The following is a 17,456-nucleotide window of genomic DNA, read 5'->3' as shown; positions in this document are numbered from 1 at the left end:
CATCTGCCCAACTTGAGGGACGCATGTCCCACATACAGAGACAGCGACGATCGCAGTGCAAGGAGAAACCATGTTCGAAGACTTGAAGGGCAAGCGGGTGCTCGTCACCGGGGCGACGCAGGGCATCGGCTGGGCCGCGGCGCAGGCCTTCGCCCGCCACGGCGCGCGCGTCGGCTTCAGCGGCCGCAACGCGCCGGCGGACCTGCCCGCACGGCTCGACGAGCTGGGCGCGCACGGCGGCGAGGGCATGTACCTCGCCGGCGACCTGTCGAAGTCCGAGGACTGCCGCCGCATGGTCGAGGCCTTCGTCGAGCGCTTCGGCGGCATCGACGTGCTGGTGAACAACGCGGGCGGGCTGGTGGGGCGCAAGCCGCTGTCCGAGATCGACGACGAGTTCTTCGACGCGGTGCAGGACCTGAACGCGCGCTCGGCGCTGATGACGACGCGCTTCGCGCTGCCGCACCTGAAGGCCGCCGCGCAGCAGAGCGGCGAGACGAGCTCGGTGATCCTGGTCGGCTCGATCGCCGGCTACACCGGCGGCGGCCCCGGCGCCGGCCTCTATGGCGCCGCGAAGGCCTGGCTGCACAACATCCAGAAGAACTGGGTGACCTACCACACCGCCGACGGCATCCGCTTCAACACCGTCTCGCCCGGCACCTTCGACACCGCCTTCCACGCCGACAAGTCCGCGGAGACCAAGGCCGCGATCGCGCGCTCGATCCCGATGGGCCGCTTCGGCCGCCCGGAGGACGCGGCGCCGACCTTCCTGTTCTTCGCCTCGCACGCCGCGAGCGGCTACATTACCGGCCAGATCCTGGACGTCAACGGCGGCCAGTACATGCCCTGAAGCCGCCGGCGCGGCACCGCCGCCCGACGCGCTGCCCCCCGCCGGGGGGACCTTCCCCCCCTTGCGCCCGCCTTGCCGCGGGCGCGTGTCCTTTTACCGAACCCATCGCGCGCCCCTTGCGGCGCCCTCCCCCCCGATGAGCTCCGCGACCCCCACCCTCCACCCCCCTTCCGCCTCCGCCAGCCCCTTCGCCGACCGCAAGGTGGTGTTCCTCGTCGCCACGCTGTGCTGCCTGCTGTGGGGCAGCGCCTACCCGGCGATCAAGAACGGCTACGCGCTGTTCGGCATCGAGGCGGCCGACCTGCCGTCCAAGCTCGTGTTCGCCGGCTACCGCTTCGTGCTCGCCGGCGCACTGCTGCTGGCCTTCGCCGCCGCCACCGGCAAGGTGGTGCTGCGCCTGACGCGCGGCCAGTTCGGGCAGCTCACGATGCTCGGCCTCGCGCAGACCACGCTGCAGTACGTCTTCTTCTACGTCGGCCTCGCCTACACCACCGGCGTGAAGGGCTCGATCATGAACGCGACCGGCACCTTCTTCAGCGTGCTGCTCGCGCACTTCCTCTACCGCAACGACCGGCTCAGCATGAACAAGCTGCTCGGCTGCACGGTGGGCTTCGCCGGCGTGATGGTGGTGAACTTCGGCCCCGGCCTGGCGAGCTTCGACTTCACGCTGCTCGGCGAGGGCTTCGTCGTGATCGCCGCCTTCGTGCTGTCGGCCGCGTCGATCTACGGCAAGCGCGTCTCGCAGGGCATGGACCCGTTCGTGATGACGGGCTGGCAGCTCGCGATCGGCGGCGCCGCGCTGCTGCTGGCAGGCTACGCGACCGGTGGCGAGCTCACCGGCTTCACGCCCGCGTCCTCGGCGCTGCTGTTCTACCTCGGCGTGCTGTCGTCGGCGGCGTTCGCGCTGTGGAGCGCGCTGCTGAAGTACAACCGCGTCAGCATGGTCACCGCCTTCAACTTCCTGGTGCCCGTCTTCGGCGCGCTGCTGTCGGCGCTGTTCCTGCAGGAAAGCATCCTGGAGTGGAAGAACGCCATCGCGCTGCTGCTCGTCTGCTGGGGCATCCGGCAGGTCACGCGCGAGGACGCGCCGGCGCGGCGCTGAGCCGGCGGGCATGCGGCACGGGGCTTGCCGGTCTTCCATCCGTCGCAACCGCACGATGCACGGAGGTCCCATGCCCCTGCCTTCCCAGGAGATCGAGCCGCTGATCGATTCCTACTGCTCCGCGTGGAGCGAGCCCGACGGGGCCGCGCGCGAGGAGACCCTCTCGCGCGTCTGGGCCGAGGGCGCGCGCTACACGGACCCGCTGGTCGATGCCAGCGACACGCACGAGCTCGCGGAGATGATCGGCGAGGTGCAGTCGCGCCATCCCGGCAGCCGCTACGAGCGGTGCACGCCGATCGACGCGCACCACGGCTACGCGCGCTTCGGCTGGCGCCACGTCGCGCCGGACGGCAGCACGGTGCGCGAGGGCTACGACTTCGTCGAGGTCGGCGACGACCGCCGCATCCGGCGCATCGTCGGCTTCTTCGGCCCGGCCACTGGCGCCTAGCGGCGCGGCGGCGGCCGGCCGCGTGCGGGCGCTCAGTGCCCGCGCAGCAGGTGATCGGGCCCGATCCCGGCGACGTGCGCGGCGCCGGTCAGCGTCATCGCGAGCTCCATCTCCTGCACCAGCAGCTCGAGCACCGCGCGCGCGCCGTCGCGCCCGCCGCAGGCCAGCCCGTAGACCGCCGGGCGGCCGACGAAGACCGCCTTCGCGCCCAGCGCGAGCGCCTTGACCACGTCGCTGCCGCGCCGGAAGCCGCTGTCCACGAAGACCGGGATGCGGTCGCCCACCGCGTCCACCACCTGCGGCAGCGCCGCGATGCTCGACGGCGCCGCGTCGAGCTGCCGCCCCCCGTGGTTGGAGACGATCAGGCCGTCAATGCCGTGCTGCAGCGCCTGGCGCGCGTCCTCGGGATGCAGCAGGCCCTTGAGCAGCAGCGGGCCGTCCCACAGCCGGCGCAGCCAGTCGAGGCTCTCCCAGGCCAGGCGCCGGTCCATCGCGCGCGCGAGCATCACCGCCTGCGCCTGCGCGGACGCCTTGCGGTCCTCGTGCTCTGCCAGGTTCACGAAGCTCGGCGAGCCGCCCCGCAGCGCGCGCCACATCCAGCGCGGGTGCCGCAGCAGGTTCAGCATCGCCGCGGGCGTCGGCCGGAAGGGCACGCGAAAGCCGTTGCGCAGGTCGCGCTCGCGCTTGCCGCCCACCGGCACGTCCACCGTCAGCACGAGCGCGCCGTAGTTCTCGGCGCGGGCGCGGCGCACGATGTGCTCGGCGATCGAGCGGTCGTGCATCACGTAGAGCTGCATCCACTGCAGCGCCGACGGGCCCGCCGCCCGGCGCACCGCCTCCAGGCGCGAGTTCGACGCGGTGGAGAGCACGTGCGGCAGCCCCGCGTCGGCCGCCGCCTGCGCCATCAGCACGTCGCCGTCCGGTCGCACCAGGCCGCACAGCCCGATCGGCGCGACCCCGAGCGGCGCGCGCCAGCGCCGGCCGAACACCTCCACCGAGGTGTCGATCGTGCTGGTGTCGCGCAGGAAGCGCGGCAGCAGGTGCAGCCGCTCCAGGTCGCCGCAGTTGCGCTGCACGCAGCGCTCGTCGCCCGCGCCGCCGTCGACGTAGTCGAACACGAAGCGCGGCAGCTGCCGGCGCGCGCGGGCGCGGTAGTCGGCGACGTTCAGCAGCATCGCGCGGGCCTCCGACGCGACATCAGAGCAGCTCCTCGAGCGTGATGCCCGCCTGCCGCACCGCCGCGCCGAACACCTTGGGGAAGATGTTGCGCTGCGGGTCGGAGGTCTGCACCTCGCGCGAGGACAGCTCGCGCGCCTCGGGCGTGAGCTCCACGTTCGGCCCCGGGATCGCGCCGCTGAGCACCTGGATGCGGCAGGCGCGCTGCAGCACGTAGTACCAGTAGAAGGCGCTCGGCAGGTCGCGCTCGGCCACCAGCAGGCCGTGGTTGCGCAGGATCAGGCAGCTCTTGTCGCCGAGGCTGCGCACCAGCCGCGGCTGCTCGTCCTCCATCACCGCCACGCCCTCGAAGTCGTGGTAGCTCACCTTGCCGCTCAGGAAGGCGGCGTAGAAGTTGTCCATCGACAGCCCGCCCGCCTTGCACGCCACCGCCAGCCCGTAGGGGTCGTGGGTGTGGATGATGCAGTGCGCGTCCTCGCGCGCGCCGTGGATCGCGCTGTGGATCACGAAGCCGGCGCGGTTGACGACGTGCGGCGTGTCCTCGAGCGGCCGGCCCGCCACGTCGATCTTCACCAGGTTGCCCGCCGTCACCTCGCCGAAGTGCAGGCCGAAGGGGTTGATCAGGTAGCCGCGCTCCTCGCCCGGCAGGCGCACCGTGATGTGGTTGAAGATCTCCTCGGCCCAGCCGCGGTGGGCGAACACGCGGTAGCAGGCGGCGAGCTCCAGCCGCAGCAGCCACTCCTCGGCGGAATAGCGCGCGGGCCGGGTGCGGCGTGCGTCTTCGATGCTGAACATGGCGGCGTCTCCCCTCGGTGGATGGATCGGTCGTGCGTCGCGCGCGTGCCCGCACTGGCACATCGCGCCGCGAAGCCTCGTCGCGGCGGGAGCCAGCCCCGGCCCTTGCCCGCCGCGACTTGCTTGTCTATTCCTTGTAGGACGGGTCCTGGCGGTCGAGCATGCGCAGCAGCGCGTGCCAGTCGCGGTTGCGGATGTAGTTGTTGGAGCCGGCGAACTGCCTTGCGGTGTGCTCGCAGACCTCGTGCGGCGGCAGCACCAGCGCGGCGCCGCTGGCGGTCGCGTCGAGCTGGATCTGGCAGGAGAGCTCGAGGAAGTACATCTCCTCGAAGGCCTCGCGCACGGTGGCGCCGGCGGTGAGCAGGCCGTGGTTGCGCAGGATCAGCGCCTTGTGCGGCCCGAGGTCGCGCACCAGGCGCTGCTGCTCGTCGAGGTCGAGCGCGATGCCCTCGTAGTCGTGGTAGCCGATGCGGTTGTAGAAGCGCATCGCGTGCTGCGAGATCGGCAGCAGGCCCTCGCGCTGCGCCGACACCGCGACGCCCGCGCGCGTGTGGGTGTGGAAGACGCAGTCCACGTCGGGGCGCGCCTTGTGCACCGCGGCGTGGATGACGAAGCCGGCCGGGTTCGCCTCGAGGTCGCCCTCGTCCACCGGGTGGCCGTCGATGTCCACCTTGACCAGGTTGGACGCGCTCACCTCGCTGTACATCAGGCCGAAGGCGTTGATCAGGAACTGGTCGTGCCGGCCCGGGACGCGCAGCGAGATGTGGTTGTAGATCATGTCCGTCATGCGGTAGTGCACGCACAGCCGGTAGCAGGCGGCGAGCTCCACCCGGGCCGCCCACTCCTCGGGCGAGACCCGCTCGCGGGTGTTGCGGCGGCGTGCCTCGAGCACGCGGTCCCAGTCGGCTTGTTCCATGTTCGACCTCGCAGGCAGCATCTCCGGAAGGGAGACGAATTGATCTGTCGCAAGGAGTTTAGGAGCGCGACCGGGGATGGCGCCATGACTTTCGTGTGCGAAGTCATGACGGTTCGGTATGCGGGGGAAACCTGGGGTGTATTGGCGGGGCCGGGGCGAGCTGCCTTGGCGTGGCTTCTCGGGACGCTTCGGATTGGAGCAGGCGCTTCGGATAATGTGCTGCGTGGGATTTCAGCACCTTGCGTGCTGTACCTTTATCGACTGCGGCAGTTGCGATGCAATGAACAAACGATGACCGGAGAGGCGCACTGTAAACAGATGGCACAAGTCGTCGCGATTTATTCACATAACGACGACGCTACCATGCCCAACGCTCATTCGTTAACGCACCCCTTATTGTCGAACTCCTCGTCTCGTCGGTCGATTTTTAGGCGGCCTAACGCAGGGACGATTAGGCGACCTAACACGGCATTCGCCCAGGGAGGAGACTGTGTTAGGCTGCCGAGTCGTCTGCAAACATTTAGATTAGTCGCCCCAGAGGCTAGACCACGGGAACTGCCCCAACAACAGTTAGGCAAAATTCCGAAAATTGTGCAACAGGAAAATGACACACCACTTCGCTTTCATTGACGAGTCAGGAAATCACGATCTAGAAGTCGAAAAATCAGGAGCGTCAAATTATTTTATTGTTCTAGCGATAATTTTGCGAAGCGAAGTCATTCATTCTTTAGAAAAAGCTGTAGAGAGTATCCGATCAAAACATTTCCAAAAAGGCGAGATCAAGTCCAGCGGAGTAGATGATAAACGTCGCCTAAGAATTTTCGAGGAACTGAAGCCTCTAGATTACAAGTTCTACGCCATAGCGATCAACAAGGCGGCAATTCACAGCATTGGGCTAAAACATAAGAAAACCTTCATCAAGTTTTGCAATGGCTTGCTTTATCGATCTCTATTCCAGAACTTTCCGGAGTTGACCATATATGCAGATGGTCATGGCGGAAATGAATTCATTGCCAGTTTTCATAATTATTTAATAGAGAATCACCAGACGGACCTATTCTCCAACACCAACATCAACATTGTTGATAGCAAAAATAACATCTCAGTTCAACTGGCAGACTTTATGGTCGGCTCCATTGCTCGAGTTTATGAGAATCGACCCCCCAAATTTTATCGCGAAGGCATACTCAATTTTTTAAAAACCAAGCGCATTAGGATCGATGAGTGGCCGCAGCGTTACGAGCCCTATCAGTCCGTCAGACAGAATGACAACGAATTAGACTCTTTGATTTACCGTGCCGCCCTCACTGCCGCATCTACATTTTTGCAGGAAAATGAGAACATTCCTGATAATGACATAAGAAAACAATGCGCCGCACTAAACTACTTGCTTTTTAGGGCGCGCTTTTCTTCAGGCCGCGAATACATCTCCACGCAAGAGATAATTGAGCACGTGCATGGCCAAGGATTTACTGAAATTAGCGAACATGCGATGCGTTCTGCGATCATCTCCAAACTACGCGACAGCGATGTATTAATCGCCAGCTCGAATAAGGGATATAAAATCCCAACATCGCAACTCGACATGCTGGAATTTGCAGAGTTCGTTGATGGATTTACCCTTCCTTTATTAAGCCGACTCAATCGCGCGCGAGAAGCTTTGAAATACGCGTCCGCCGGAGAGTATGATTTACTGAATCAACCGCAATTCCAACGCCTTCAGCGCGTGATCGGCGCCATTGAATCTTAGCATGTTTGAAAAACACTATGATGCAACCTATTAATTAGACCCGCACCGCCTTCGGCGGGCGGGTTAGATGAACCCACAAGGGCTTCCCCCGCAAGCAAGAAATAACTCCCCTTGAAAAATCGCTTAGCGAATTCTCAAGCCTCTCCCCCAGCCACTCCACCTGTGGCGCTTTGCGCTGCCCAGTCTCGCTCGGAAAAACAAGGTGCGGACTGATCAACTACAACCGGCCCTGATAAAAGACGCGTGCGCGGGCGCCAATCTCGCGTTCTTCGCCGCAATGGTCAGGACTGCCACCCAGTAGCCGCCTCGCGCATCCAACGCCATACCGTGCAACGCGAAAACGTTCTTGGCAAGGTCGATCCGGAGAAACACAATGCCCATGGATGTCCCCTTCCGTATGGACCGCTGAGATTCGCTTTACACAGCAAGGAAAGCTACCAAGCCGCCGCCCTATTTCGTCAACAGTCCCGCATCGATTCCTATATCAAAGGAGAAATATCTTGCCAGCCCTGCTGAATGCCGAAGTCCGAGAATTCGCCAATCGAAGCGTCCTATGCTGGCTGGCGACGGCCGACGGGAATGGTCAACCCAACGTGACGCCGAAAGAGGTGTTTGCGATTGTGGACGACGATCATCTGGTCATTGCCAACATCAGCTCGCCCGTCTCGGCGAAAAACATCGGCGTCAATCCGAAGGTCTGCGCAAGCTTCATCGATGTTTTCGTGCAAAAGGGATTCAAGGTGGTCGGCACTGCAAGCAATGTCAGGCCGTCTGCGCACGACTACTCGAAGTGGGCAGCGCCGCTTCAGGCGATGGTTGGAGATCGCTTCCCCATTCACAGCGTGTTTGCAATAAAAGCCGACTCGGTCGAGAAGATCGTTGCACCGAGCTACAGGCTGTACCCGGCAGAGACCACCGAGGAAACGCAGATCCAGTCAGCCCTGCGGACCTACGGCGTTACACGCTGAGAGCAGGAGGGCCTGCGCCGGCTCGTCGGCGCGTTTCCCGCAACACGCTTGTTTTCCGCGGGCCGCTGGCCCCGCCCCCTCCCGCCATCCCGCCGCCGGCTGCCGCATCGCCGCCCCCCCTGGAACACCCGTTGCTCCACCCCGGCATCCCCGCTTCCCGTCGAGCCTCCGCTATGCATTCCCGGACGCCCCGCCTCGCCGTGCCGACCCCGCCCGCCCTCGCCTCGCTAGATGTGGTGCGGAGCGCCGCCGAGGGCCTCCTGCGCCGCATGTCCCCCTCGTCAGCGCTGCTGGCCGGCGCCGTCGCGGCGCTGGCCTCGACCGCGATGCTGGTGCGGCGCGGCCGCGTGGAGCACGGTACGCCGTTCGCGCCGCTGAACGCCACCAGCCAGTGGGCCTGGGGCGAGGAGGCGCTGCGGCACGAGGGCGCGGATGTGCGGCACACGGTGGTCGGGCAGATCGTCCACCACGGCTCCGCGATGCTGTGGGGCTTCGTGTTCGAGGCGCTGCAGGCGCGGCGTCGGCAGCGCACGCCGCAGGCCACGCTCGCGGACGCCGCGCTGGTGACCGTGGTGGCGGCGCTCACGGACCTGAAGCTGGTGCCCCAGCGCCTCTCGCCCGGCTTCGAGAAACGCCTGTCCCGGCGCAGCACCGCGCTGGTCTACGGCAGCTTCGGCCTCGGCCTCGCGCTCGCGGGCCTGCTGGTGCTGCGGCAACGCCCAAGGAAGGAGGCCGCGATGGCCAAGGAATTGAACCGGCAGGTGATCGTCGTCACCGGCGCGTCCAGCGGAGTCGGGCTCGCCACCGCGCTCGAGGCGGCCCGCGCGGGCGCGCGGCTCGTGCTCAGCGGCCGCGACGCGGCGGCGCTGGAGCGCATCGCCGAGCGGCTGCGCTCGGAGTTCCGGGCCGAGGTGCTCGTGAAAGCCGCCGACGTGGCGGTGCGGCAGGAGGTGGACGCGGTGGCGGAGGCGGCCGTGCAAGCCTTCGGCGGCTTCGACACCTGGATCAACAACGCCGGCGTCGGGATGATCGGCTCGGTTCTCGACCACTACGACGACGCCGACGCGCGCCGCCTGATGGAGACCAACTTCTGGGGCACGGTGTACGGCTCGCTCGCCGCGGTGCGCCACCTGCGGCAGCGCGGCGGCACGCTGATCAACATGGCCAGCATCCTGGCCGACAAGGCGGTGCCGCTGCAGAGCCTCTACAGCGCCAGCAAGCATGCGATCAAGGGCTTCACGGACGGGCTGCGCCAGGAGCTGCTCGCCGAGGGCGCGCCGGTGGCCGTCGTGCTGCTCAAGCCGGCCTGCCTCGCGACGCCGCTGATCGAGCACACCGCCCACCCGCCGGGGCGGCACCCGAAGCTGGTGTCGCCGCTGTACGACCCGCAGGACGCGGCCCGCGCCATCCTCGCGGCGGCCGTCCGTCCGCAGCGGGACGTCTGGATCGGCGGGGCGGCCCGCTCAGGCAGCGCGATGGCGGCCCTCGCGCCGGGCCTGATGGACCTCTCGGCGAAGCTGCTGGCCGCGCGGCAGTGGCGCGACGAACCGTCCTCGGGCTCCAGCGGCAACCTGCACGCGCCCTCGCACGACAGCCACGGCCGCACCCTCGGCCGGCATCCGGGACAGGGGGCGCACCCGAGCCTCTACAACCGGCTCGCGCAGCAGCCGCCTGCGGTGCGGGGGCTGCTGTGGGCCGCGGCGGCCGGCCTGGCGTGGCTGGCGGCGGGCGGCAAGCGGCGGGGGCGCTGAGCGGGGAATGCGGCGCCCCCGGGCAGCTTTCCCTCGGGCTGGGCACGGAGCCTGCTTGCTCTCGTGGCTACGATGCCCCAGCTTCCCCTGTCCGCCTACGAGACCCTCTTCCGGCGCTCCTCCGTCGGCGGCTACCTGCTGTCGCCGAACCCGGACTTCATCATCCTCGACGTGAACGACGCCTTCCTCGCGGCCACCGCCCGGACGCGCGCGGAACTGCTGGGCAGGCCGCTGTTCGACGCCTTCTCGGCCAGCCCGAGCGACGACAGCGGCGTCGTTGCGCTGCGCACCTCGCTGCTCAAGGTCCTGTCCTCGCGCGAGGCCGATGCCCTGCCCGTGCAGCGCTACCCGATCAAGGTGAGGACGGCCGACGGGGAGGAACGCTTCGAGGAGCGCTTCTGGAGCGCGGTGAACAGCCCGATCCTCCACGCCGACGGCCAGCTCGCCTGCATCGCCCACAGCACCATCGACGTGACGGAGCTCGTGAAGCTGAAGGCGCAGGCCCGGGCCGACGAGGCGACGCTAGCGCGCAGCGATGCCGCGATGTTCAACAACGCGCAGCTGTTCCGGGAGGTCAACCGGGCGCTGGAGGCTGAGCGGGCGCGGCTGCGGCATCTCTTCGACCATGCGCCCGGCTTCGTCTACTTCACGCGCGGGCCGGATCACGTGATCGACCAGGCGAACGACGCGCTGTCGGAGCTCGCCGCTCACCGCCCGCTGGCCGGCAGGACGATGCGGGAGGCGTTTCCCGAGGTCGAGGGCCAGGGCTACCTCGAGCTTCACGACGAGGTCTACCGCAGCGGGGTACCGAAGATCCTCCGTTCGCAGCCCGTACGGCTGCAGAGCGGGACGGCCGCAAGCCTGGAGGAGCGCTACATCGACCTCGTGCTGGAGCCGATCGTGGACGAGCACGGCCGCGTGGTGGGGATCTGCGGCCAGGGCAACGACATCACGGAGAAGCGCCGCGCCGAGGAGGGACTGCGCGAGGCGAGCCGCCGCAAGGACGAGTTCCTCGCGACGCTGGCGCACGAGTTGCGCAACCCGCTCGCGCCGATCCGCACCGGCGTGCAGATCCTGCGCCTGCGCCCGGAGGTCTCGCAGGCCGCGCACCGCACGCTGGAGACGATGGAGCGGCAGATCGCGCACATGGTGCGCCTCGTCGACGACCTGCTCGACGTCTCCCGCATCAGCGTCGGCAAGGTCGAGTTGCGGCGCGAGATGGTATCGGTGCGCTCCGTGGTCGACAGCGCGATCGAGGCGATCCGCCCGTCGATCGAGGGCGGGGACCACGAGCTGGTGCTGCGGCTGCCGGACAACACGCTGTGCGTGCACGGCGACGCCACCCGCCTCGCGCAGGTCATCGGCAACCTGCTCCACAACGCCGCCCGCTACACGCCGAGGGGCGGGCGCATCGAGCTGTCGGTGCGGCGTGCCGGGGACGAGGCGGTGATCGAGGTGCGGGACAACGGCATCGGCATCCCGCCCGACATGTTGTCGCGGGTGTTCGAGATGTTCACGCAGGTGCGGCAGAACGCGCTGCCCGCCCAGGGCGGGCTGGGCATCGGCCTGTCGCTGGCGCGGCAGCTGGTCGGGCTGCACCAGGGCCGCATCGAGGCGGAAAGCGGCGGGCCGGGAACGGGCGCCCTCTTCCGCGTGACGCTGCCGCTCGCGCACGCCGGCGCGGCGTCCGGCCCGGCGGGGGACACGAAGGTCGTCCCGGATGCGGCCCCGGCCTGCCCTACCGTGCTGGTGGTGGACGACAACGTCGACGCCGCCGACTCGCTGGCGGCGATGCTCGAGCTGCTCGGCCACGAGACGCGCATCGCCTACGGCGGGCAGGAAGCCTTGGAGATCGCCCGGCAGTGGCTCCCGAGGTGCGTGTTCTGCGACATCGGCATGCCGGGCATGGACGGCTACGAGGTGGCGCGGCGCCTGCGCGCCGACGCGCAGATTCGCGACACGGTGCTGGTGGCGCTGACCGGCTGGGGCAGCGCGGAGGACCGGCGGCGCGCGCAGCAGGCCGGGTTCGACCGGCACCTCACCAAGCCGGTGGACCTCGCCCACGTGCGCCAGATCCTGGGCGAGCTGTGCGATCGGGGCGGGGCAGCGTAGGCACGCCCTGAGGTGTCCCCCGCACCGCTCGCCCACATTCCTGCGGCGGAAACGAAGCCACAAACGCCGCATGCCGCATCGATACGGCCGCTCTCGAGTAAAGCAGGTACATTCGGCACCCACATAAGGAGTCCGACATGCCCAAAGGCGAGCAGCGCAGCAACAAGATGGCGAAGAAGCCGAAGAAGGACAACAGTCCGCCGAAAGACTCCTCCGCCCCCTCCACGCGTCCTACCCCTCCCACGACGACCGTGCTGCCGAAGGGCAAGCTGAAGAACAAATAGTGGCTTGGGCCGATCCACGCCAAGCCAAGCGCCGCTGAGCTCTGCAGTCGATACGTGGTTCAGCGGCCGCCCTGGAGCACCACGGCTTCCCGGGACCGCACACCTAGCTCAGTGCCTCGAGGTCCTGTCGTTTCCCGCCGCCCTCGTGCCCCGGCGCCGGCAGCGGGGCACCGTGGAGCACGGCCCGGTCCCGTCCCGCCGACTTCGCCGCGTACAGCGCCTGGTCGGCCCGCCCGAGGGACGGCTCGATGCTCGGCTCCTCCGGCCGCAAGGCGCTGATCCCGATGCTGGCGGTCACCTCGATGTCCTGCCCCCTGCAGGTCACGCGCAGTTCGCGCAGCCGCGCCCGGATCCGCGCCGCCACCGCGAGCGCCGCCGTCTCGTCCGCATCCACGAGCAGCGCCACGAACTCCTCCCCGCCGAAGCGCCCGATCACGTCGTTGCCCCGGAGCACCTCCTTCAGCGCCTGCGCGACCTTCTCGAGCACGGCATCGCCCGCCTGGTGCCCGAAGGTGTCGTTGATGCGCTTGAAGTGGTCGATGTCGACCATCAGCGTCGTCAGCGACTGGGCGTTGCGCTGGCGGCGGTACATCTCCTGCTCCGCCAGCACGTTGAACTGCCGGCGCGTCAGCAGGCCCGTGAGGGAGTCGATGGTGGCCTGGCGCTTCAGCTCGGCTTCGAGCCGATGCCGCTCGGTCACGTCCATGATCGTCATCTGCAGGGCCGGCTCGCCCTGCCAGTCGATCCTGCGGCCCAGAATCTCGACCCAGATCGGGCTGCCGTCCCTGCGCAGGGCGGCGAGCTGGGCATGGATTCCCCCGGTCTCGCCCCCGCGCGACCGTCCCCAGGCGGGTGCGGCCTGCTCGCGCACGTCCTCGGGCACGAGATGGCGCGCCCCGGGCTCGGCCATCAGCTCCGCGGCGCTGCCGTAGCCGTAGATGCGCGCCGCCACCTCGTTGGCGAACAGCACCTTGCAGTCCCGGTGGACCCGCTGCACGAGGATGCCCTGCAGCGAGCCCTCGACCAGCGTCTGGTAGCGCAGCTCGTTGTCGGACAGCGCCTGCTGCGCGCGCCGCGCGTCGGTGACGTCGATCAGGAAGCCGGTGTAGACGATCTCCTCCGCGTCCGAGCGGACCGGCCGGGCGATGATGCTGACGACCCGCACCTCCCCGCCGGCGCGGACGATGCGGCACTCGTGCTCCCACGGGGCGCGGTCGCGAACGGCACGGTCGGTGGATTTCAGCGTTGCCTCGCGGTCCTGCGGGTGGAGGAGCGCCGCCCAGTCGCGCGCGACCTGCTCGGGCGCGTAGCCGTAGAGGTCCTGCGTGCGGGGGCTGAGGTAGTGGAAGCCGGTCGTGCCGTCCTGGCGGCAGAACCACTGGAACAGCACGCCCGGCACCGTGCTCGCGATCTCCCGGATGTGCTGCTCGCTGGCCTGGAGCTCCCGGGTGCGGCTGGCCACCCGGTCCTCGAGCTCGTCGTTGGCGAGCCGCAGCGCCCGCTCCGCGTCCTTCAGCGCCTGGATGTCCTCGACCACCGCGATGAAGTGCAGGGACTCCCCCTGCTCGTTCCTGTGCATCGCCACCGTCAGCTGCACCCAGACCAGCGAGCCGTCCCCGCGGACGTAGCGCTTCTGCATCACGTACGAGCTGCGGCGGCCCTGCAGCAGCTCTTCCGCCAGCCCCCGGCCCGCCTGCAGGTCCTCGGGATGGGTGAGGTCTGCGAAGGTGAGCTGCTGCAGCTGCTGCCGTGAGCGCCCCACGATCTCGCACAGCCGCCGGTTGACGCGCAGCCAGCGCCCGTCGAGCCCGACATGGGCGATGCCGACCGCCGCCTGCTCGAAGGTGTCGCGGAACAGGGCCTCGCTCTCGCGGCGGGCCGCCTCGGCGGCCCGCCGGGCGCTGACGTCGTGCACCATCGACAGGACCGACACGGGCTGGCCTTGCTCGTCGAGGAGCACGGAGTTGTGCCACTCGCAGTGCAGCAGGCCGCCGTCCTTGCGGTAGATGCGGCTCGCACCGGAGTTGCGCGCCTCGATGCCCAGGACCAGCTGGGACATCGCGGCCTCCATCGCCTCGCGGTCGTCCTCGAAGACCAGGCCCCGCTCGGACAGGCGGCGCCCCATCGCCTCGTCGGCGCGCCAGCCGAACATCTCCTCCGCACGCCGCGACCACCGCACGACCCGGAGCTCGCGGTCCCACTCGATGACCGCCAGCGGCGAGTGCTCGACCAGCGAGGTCACGCGCTGCAAGGCCTGCTGCAGCCTGGAGGTGCGCTCGGCCACGCGCAGCTCCAGCGCGTCGTGCGCCTTGCGCAGCTCCGACTTCGCGCGCGAGACCGCGATTTCCGCCTGCTTCAGGTCGCTCACGTCCTCGTGACTGACGACCACCACGCCGTCCGAGCCCTCCAGCGGCGTGACCCGCATCTTGAACCACCGGTCCTGCGTCGGCGAGGGGCACTCGTAGTTGTATTCGAAGCGCTCGGCCTCGCCCCGGATGACGGCCTCCATCCCCTCGGCCACGGCACGGCGGTCGCCCGACTCGCGTCCCCCGGCATGGCGGGACACGCGCAGGTAGTTCGACCCGATGGCTTCCCCCGTGCCGCCGTCGGCCCGGGCGAACCGCCGCCAGGCCTCGTTCACGTCGAGGATCGTGCCGGCACGGTCGGTGATGGCGACCTTCGCCGTGATGGAGTCCAGGATGGCGCGCGCGAACGTGCGCCCCGCCTCGAGCTCGCGCTGGTGCTCCTCCTCCCTCAGCGCGGCGCGCAGGCGATGCGCGGCCCCGTTGATCAGCGCCAGCAGCGCGAGGGCGAGCAGCAGCGAGGCGGCGAAGGCCTCCTCCGCGAATTCCGCCGCGAGCGGGGCGACGCTCGCCGTCGCGGAGACCACGAGCGGCAGGGTGGTCGAGACCCGGTAGGCCATGAAGCGTTCCTGGCCGTCGAAGGGGGAGCGGGCCACGAAGACGCCGTGGTCCCGCCGGGGAACGTGATCGCGGAAGAGGGGATGGCCGCGCATGTCGACCGCCGAGAGGTCATCGGGCAGCGGCACCCGGATCAGCGGGCGGCTGTCGGTGCGGAACACGCCGATCGAGCCGGCATGGCCCAGGTCGAGCGAGCCGTAGAACTCCTGGAAGTAGGCCAGCTCCAGCGACGCCACCACCACGCCTGCGAACTCGCCGTGCTCGTCCGTCACGCGGTGGCTGTAGGTGAAGCCGTCCTTGCCCGAACCCACCCTGATGAGCGGCCCCAGGTAGGTGGGCTCGCCCCGGAGGTGGGCGGCGAAGTAGTCGCGATGCGAGAGCTTGCCCGGGATGCGGGGCGAACGCTGCGCCGAGTGGAATTTCACCTGCCCGACGCGGTCCAGCACGAGGATCGCGTTGACCTGCTTCAGGGAGGCCGCGGTGGAGGACAACTCCTGCCACGCTGCGTCGGACGCGCAGAAGTTCTCCAGCCCCTCCTTCGAGATGCGGTCGGCGACCTGGCGCAGCACCAGGGCTGCGGGATCGAGCGAGCGGTGCATGTGCTCGAGCAGGGTGTGCGCGACCCCCTCCGTCCTCTGCGTGACCTCGCGCAGCACATGGGCGCTGTTGGCCCAGAGGATCCCGCTCCAGGCGGCGATCAGGACCAGCGAGGTGCCCAGGGTCAGGGTGAACAGCGGGGCATGCCGCCGGGCGAGGCCGGCGGGCGTCCCGCTGCAGCACAGCAGGCCGATGCAGCCGCACAGCACGGCCAGCGGGACGGCGGACTGCGGCGGCACCACCCCCAGCAGCAGCCTCGCCCCCGGGTCCAGCCACGGCAGGGCATAGGGCACGACGGAGGCGAGGGACAGGGCGCCACCGGTGACCGCCGCGGCAACGCCGAAGCGCTTCCCCCGGGACTCGGCGGATTTCCAGCCCAGCGCGGCGATCGCGATGAGCAGGAACACCAGCGCGACGATCGGATGGCTCGCGACCGGCGTACCGGGCGCCGCCCGCTCCCCGAGGCCGGACGCCAGGCTCAGCAGCGCCAGGGCCGACAGCGCCATCCCCGACGACGACGACAGGAAACGGGCACGGCCCGCGCGCCCGAGGGTCGCGACGGCGATGCCGGCAAGGAGGAGTCCGACGGACGAGGCGGGCCGCATCGGCGGTGCGCCGGGCACGGCCGCTGCGAGCCAATGCGCCTGGCCGGAGACCTGGAGCCACAGCGCGGCCAGTCCGTAGACCGACACCAGCAGCGCGATCGCGCGTGCGGCTGCAGCCATTGCTCTGGGATGGGACATCGACGGGGCAGCCCGCTCCGGTCATGGCGGCCGGGCTCGAAGAAAGGGGGACCGCCTCGTTTTCGACCGTTCTCGCCGGGGCTTGAGCCCCGATGATTCGTCTCGTGCCCCGGCATCGCGGAAACGCGGGCCGCGACGGACGGGGAGTTCAGCCGGCGGGCCGCTCCTCCACCTCGGCGACGCTGTCGCAGCCGCTGCCGGCGGCGATCCAGCGCGACGCCGCGCGCGACAGCAGGCGCTGCGCCCACGGCCACGCGACGAAGCGCGCCGGCCGCGCCAGCGCGTCGCAGACGTAGCGCCGCCCGTCCCAGCCGAGTGCCTCGCAGGCGCCGCTGCTGCGGCGCGACAGCAGCATCCCCAGCGGGCAGGGCTCGCTGGCGCAGCACACGCCGCAGCCGTTGCAGGCCGCGCCCGGCGCCGGCTTGGGCGGGGCGTCCGCGTGCAGGTGGATGACGCGGTGCTGCGTCGTCGGGGGGCGGTCCATGCGCCGCGACTGTGCCTGCAGGACGCCGCGCGCCAAGCCCGGAACAGCGAGGGGACGTGGCGGCAGTTCGGCGCGACGTCTCGCGCCGGCGGTGCTACGGGAGGGCGTCCGCCCCGCCGGCGAGAACACCGATTACTGCGCAGACGGCAGGGAGGAGACCGGCCGGGCTCCCCTCTCACCCTCCGGCGCCCCCTCGCATCGCCGGTGCGGTGTCATTCCTACACATGCGAGCAAGAGAGCAAGAGGAGCCCAGGATGAAACTCGCAGCCAAGCGCAAGCAGATGCAGATGAGCCCGAAGCAGAAGGCCGATCGGAGCACCGCGTCCAATTCGGACAGCCGCCGCGGCGGCGGCGGTCACGGCTCGCAGATGAGCGCCCATCAGCAAGGCAAGGAAACCTCCGTCTCCGGCACCCGCGGCAAGGGCAAGGACGAGCGCTGACCGCTTCTGGCCACGCATCCACCGGAACCGGACGGGGCCCTTGCGGCCCCGTCCGTTCATCCGGCTCCTGAAAGCGACCGCACCACGCGGGGGGAGTCGCCCGACGCCGCACCTTCGCAGGA

The 17,456-nt window shown here is 68.9% G+C and carries 14 protein-coding genes; 9 read left to right on the top strand and 5 right to left on the bottom strand.

Annotation, left to right across the window (positions count from 1 at the left end):
* Window positions 1-70: 70 nt before the first annotated feature.
* The 3 genes from D3A59_RS06530 to D3A59_RS06520 all read left to right on the top strand — a co-directional run bounded on the left by D3A59_RS06530 (window position 71) and on the right by D3A59_RS06520 (window position 2,397).
* Window positions 71-847, top strand: a complete 777-nt coding sequence (locus D3A59_RS06530; RefSeq protein WP_119154092.1) for an SDR family NAD(P)-dependent oxidoreductase — start codon at window positions 71-73, stop codon at window positions 845-847.
* Between the two features lie 136 nt (window positions 848-983).
* Window positions 984-1,949, top strand: a complete 966-nt coding sequence (locus tag D3A59_RS06525) for a DMT family transporter (RefSeq protein WP_119154091.1) — start codon at window positions 984-986, stop codon at window positions 1,947-1,949.
* A 70-nt stretch (window positions 1,950-2,019) separates the two neighbouring features.
* Complete coding sequence (locus D3A59_RS06520; RefSeq protein WP_119154090.1) at window positions 2,020-2,397, top strand: nuclear transport factor 2 family protein; 378 nt, start codon at window positions 2,020-2,022, stop codon at window positions 2,395-2,397.
* Window positions 2,398-2,429: 32 nt separating this feature from the next.
* Here the strand turns inward: D3A59_RS06520 and D3A59_RS06515 are convergent, their stop codons facing one another.
* From D3A59_RS06515 to D3A59_RS06505, 3 genes are all read right to left on the bottom strand, one after another.
* Window positions 2,430-3,572, bottom strand: coding sequence for an alpha-hydroxy acid oxidase (locus D3A59_RS06515; protein WP_119154089.1), 1,143 nt, complete (start codon window positions 3,570-3,572; stop codon window positions 2,430-2,432).
* A 22-nt stretch (window positions 3,573-3,594) separates the two neighbouring features.
* The gene (locus D3A59_RS06510; RefSeq protein WP_119154088.1) at window positions 3,595-4,368 is read right to left on the bottom strand and encodes a class II aldolase/adducin family protein; all 774 of its coding nucleotides are present in this window, start codon (window positions 4,366-4,368) and stop codon (window positions 3,595-3,597) included.
* 127 nt (window positions 4,369-4,495) lie between these two features.
* The gene (locus tag D3A59_RS06505; RefSeq protein ID WP_119154087.1) at window positions 4,496-5,284 is read right to left on the bottom strand and encodes a class II aldolase/adducin family protein; all 789 of its coding nucleotides are present in this window, start codon (window positions 5,282-5,284) and stop codon (window positions 4,496-4,498) included.
* Window positions 5,285-5,888: 604 nt separating this feature from the next.
* On the opposite strand from D3A59_RS06505, the gene D3A59_RS06500 reads away from it, so the two are divergent.
* The 5 genes from D3A59_RS06500 to D3A59_RS25805 all read left to right on the top strand — a co-directional run bounded on the left by D3A59_RS06500 (window position 5,889) and on the right by D3A59_RS25805 (window position 12,149).
* Window positions 5,889-7,034 (top strand): DUF3800 domain-containing protein, encoded by a 1,146-nt coding sequence (locus D3A59_RS06500; protein ID WP_119154086.1) that lies wholly within the window; start codon window positions 5,889-5,891, stop codon window positions 7,032-7,034.
* Between the two features lie 500 nt (window positions 7,035-7,534).
* Window positions 7,535-8,002 (top strand): pyridoxamine 5'-phosphate oxidase family protein, encoded by a 468-nt coding sequence (locus D3A59_RS06495; RefSeq protein ID WP_240635969.1) that lies wholly within the window; start codon window positions 7,535-7,537, stop codon window positions 8,000-8,002.
* Window positions 8,003-8,271: 269 nt separating this feature from the next.
* Window positions 8,272-9,753 carry an SDR family oxidoreductase gene (locus tag D3A59_RS06490; protein ID WP_205665128.1) on the top strand — a complete coding sequence of 494 codons (1,482 nt, stop codon included), beginning with the start codon at window positions 8,272-8,274 and terminating at the stop codon, window positions 9,751-9,753.
* 72 nt (window positions 9,754-9,825) lie between these two features.
* Window positions 9,826-11,865 carry a hybrid sensor histidine kinase/response regulator gene (locus D3A59_RS06485; protein WP_119154084.1) on the top strand — a complete coding sequence of 680 codons (2,040 nt, stop codon included), beginning with the start codon at window positions 9,826-9,828 and terminating at the stop codon, window positions 11,863-11,865.
* Between the two features lie 137 nt (window positions 11,866-12,002).
* The gene (locus D3A59_RS25805) at window positions 12,003-12,149 is read left to right on the top strand and encodes a hypothetical protein (RefSeq protein WP_170162312.1); all 147 of its coding nucleotides are present in this window, start codon (window positions 12,003-12,005) and stop codon (window positions 12,147-12,149) included.
* 103 nt (window positions 12,150-12,252) lie between these two features.
* On the opposite strand, the gene D3A59_RS06480 is transcribed toward D3A59_RS25805, so the two are convergent.
* Together D3A59_RS06480 and D3A59_RS06475 are read right to left on the bottom strand one after the other, a co-directional pair.
* Window positions 12,253-16,392 (bottom strand): PAS domain S-box protein, encoded by a 4,140-nt coding sequence (locus D3A59_RS06480; protein WP_170162311.1) that lies wholly within the window; start codon window positions 16,390-16,392, stop codon window positions 12,253-12,255.
* A 166-nt stretch (window positions 16,393-16,558) separates the two neighbouring features.
* Window positions 16,559-16,894: a hypothetical protein gene (locus D3A59_RS06475; protein WP_119154142.1), complete on the bottom strand. Its 336-nt coding sequence runs from the start codon at window positions 16,892-16,894 to the stop codon at window positions 16,559-16,561.
* A 254-nt stretch (window positions 16,895-17,148) separates the two neighbouring features.
* Between D3A59_RS06475 and D3A59_RS06470 the strand changes: the two genes are divergently transcribed.
* Window positions 17,149-17,334 (top strand): hypothetical protein, encoded by a 186-nt coding sequence (locus tag D3A59_RS06470; RefSeq protein ID WP_119154082.1) that lies wholly within the window; start codon window positions 17,149-17,151, stop codon window positions 17,332-17,334.
* The last annotated feature ends 122 nt before the right edge of the window (window positions 17,335-17,456 follow it).

This window comes from Caldimonas tepidiphila (genome assembly GCF_003569765.1).
Taxonomy (GTDB): domain Bacteria; phylum Pseudomonadota; class Gammaproteobacteria; order Burkholderiales; family Burkholderiaceae_C; genus Caldimonas; species Caldimonas tepidiphila.
Note: the sequence above shows the minus strand (reverse complement) of the source record. Positions and strands in the feature narration are given on the sequence as shown.

What these genes read in the sequence shown, in the direction of transcription:
- D3A59_RS06480 (WP_170162311.1), bottom strand. Translation starts at nt 16,392, where the DNA reads ATGGCTGCAGCCGCACGCGCGATCGCGCTGCTGGTGTCGGTCTACGGA.
- D3A59_RS06475 (WP_119154142.1), bottom strand. Translation starts at nt 16,894, where the DNA reads ATGGACCGCCCCCCGACGACGCAGCACCGCGTCATCCACCTGCACGCG.
- D3A59_RS06525 (WP_119154091.1), top strand. Translation starts at nt 984, where the DNA reads ATGAGCTCCGCGACCCCCACCCTCCACCCCCCTTCCGCCTCCGCCAGC.
- D3A59_RS06530 (WP_119154092.1), top strand. Translation starts at nt 71, where the DNA reads ATGTTCGAAGACTTGAAGGGCAAGCGGGTGCTCGTCACCGGGGCGACG.
- D3A59_RS06510 (WP_119154088.1), bottom strand. Translation starts at nt 4,368, where the DNA reads ATGTTCAGCATCGAAGACGCACGCCGCACCCGGCCCGCGCGCTATTCC.
- D3A59_RS25805 (WP_170162312.1), top strand. Translation starts at nt 12,003, where the DNA reads ATGCCCAAAGGCGAGCAGCGCAGCAACAAGATGGCGAAGAAGCCGAAG.
- D3A59_RS06485 (WP_119154084.1), top strand. Translation starts at nt 9,826, where the DNA reads ATGCCCCAGCTTCCCCTGTCCGCCTACGAGACCCTCTTCCGGCGCTCC.
- D3A59_RS06505 (WP_119154087.1), bottom strand. Translation starts at nt 5,284, where the DNA reads ATGGAACAAGCCGACTGGGACCGCGTGCTCGAGGCACGCCGCCGCAAC.
- D3A59_RS06515 (WP_119154089.1), bottom strand. Translation starts at nt 3,572, where the DNA reads ATGCTGCTGAACGTCGCCGACTACCGCGCCCGCGCGCGCCGGCAGCTG.
- D3A59_RS06500 (WP_119154086.1), top strand. Translation starts at nt 5,889, where the DNA reads ATGACACACCACTTCGCTTTCATTGACGAGTCAGGAAATCACGATCTA.
- D3A59_RS06490 (WP_205665128.1), top strand. Translation starts at nt 8,272, where the DNA reads ATGTCCCCCTCGTCAGCGCTGCTGGCCGGCGCCGTCGCGGCGCTGGCC.
- D3A59_RS06520 (WP_119154090.1), top strand. Translation starts at nt 2,020, where the DNA reads ATGCCCCTGCCTTCCCAGGAGATCGAGCCGCTGATCGATTCCTACTGC.
- D3A59_RS06470 (WP_119154082.1), top strand. Translation starts at nt 17,149, where the DNA reads ATGAAACTCGCAGCCAAGCGCAAGCAGATGCAGATGAGCCCGAAGCAG.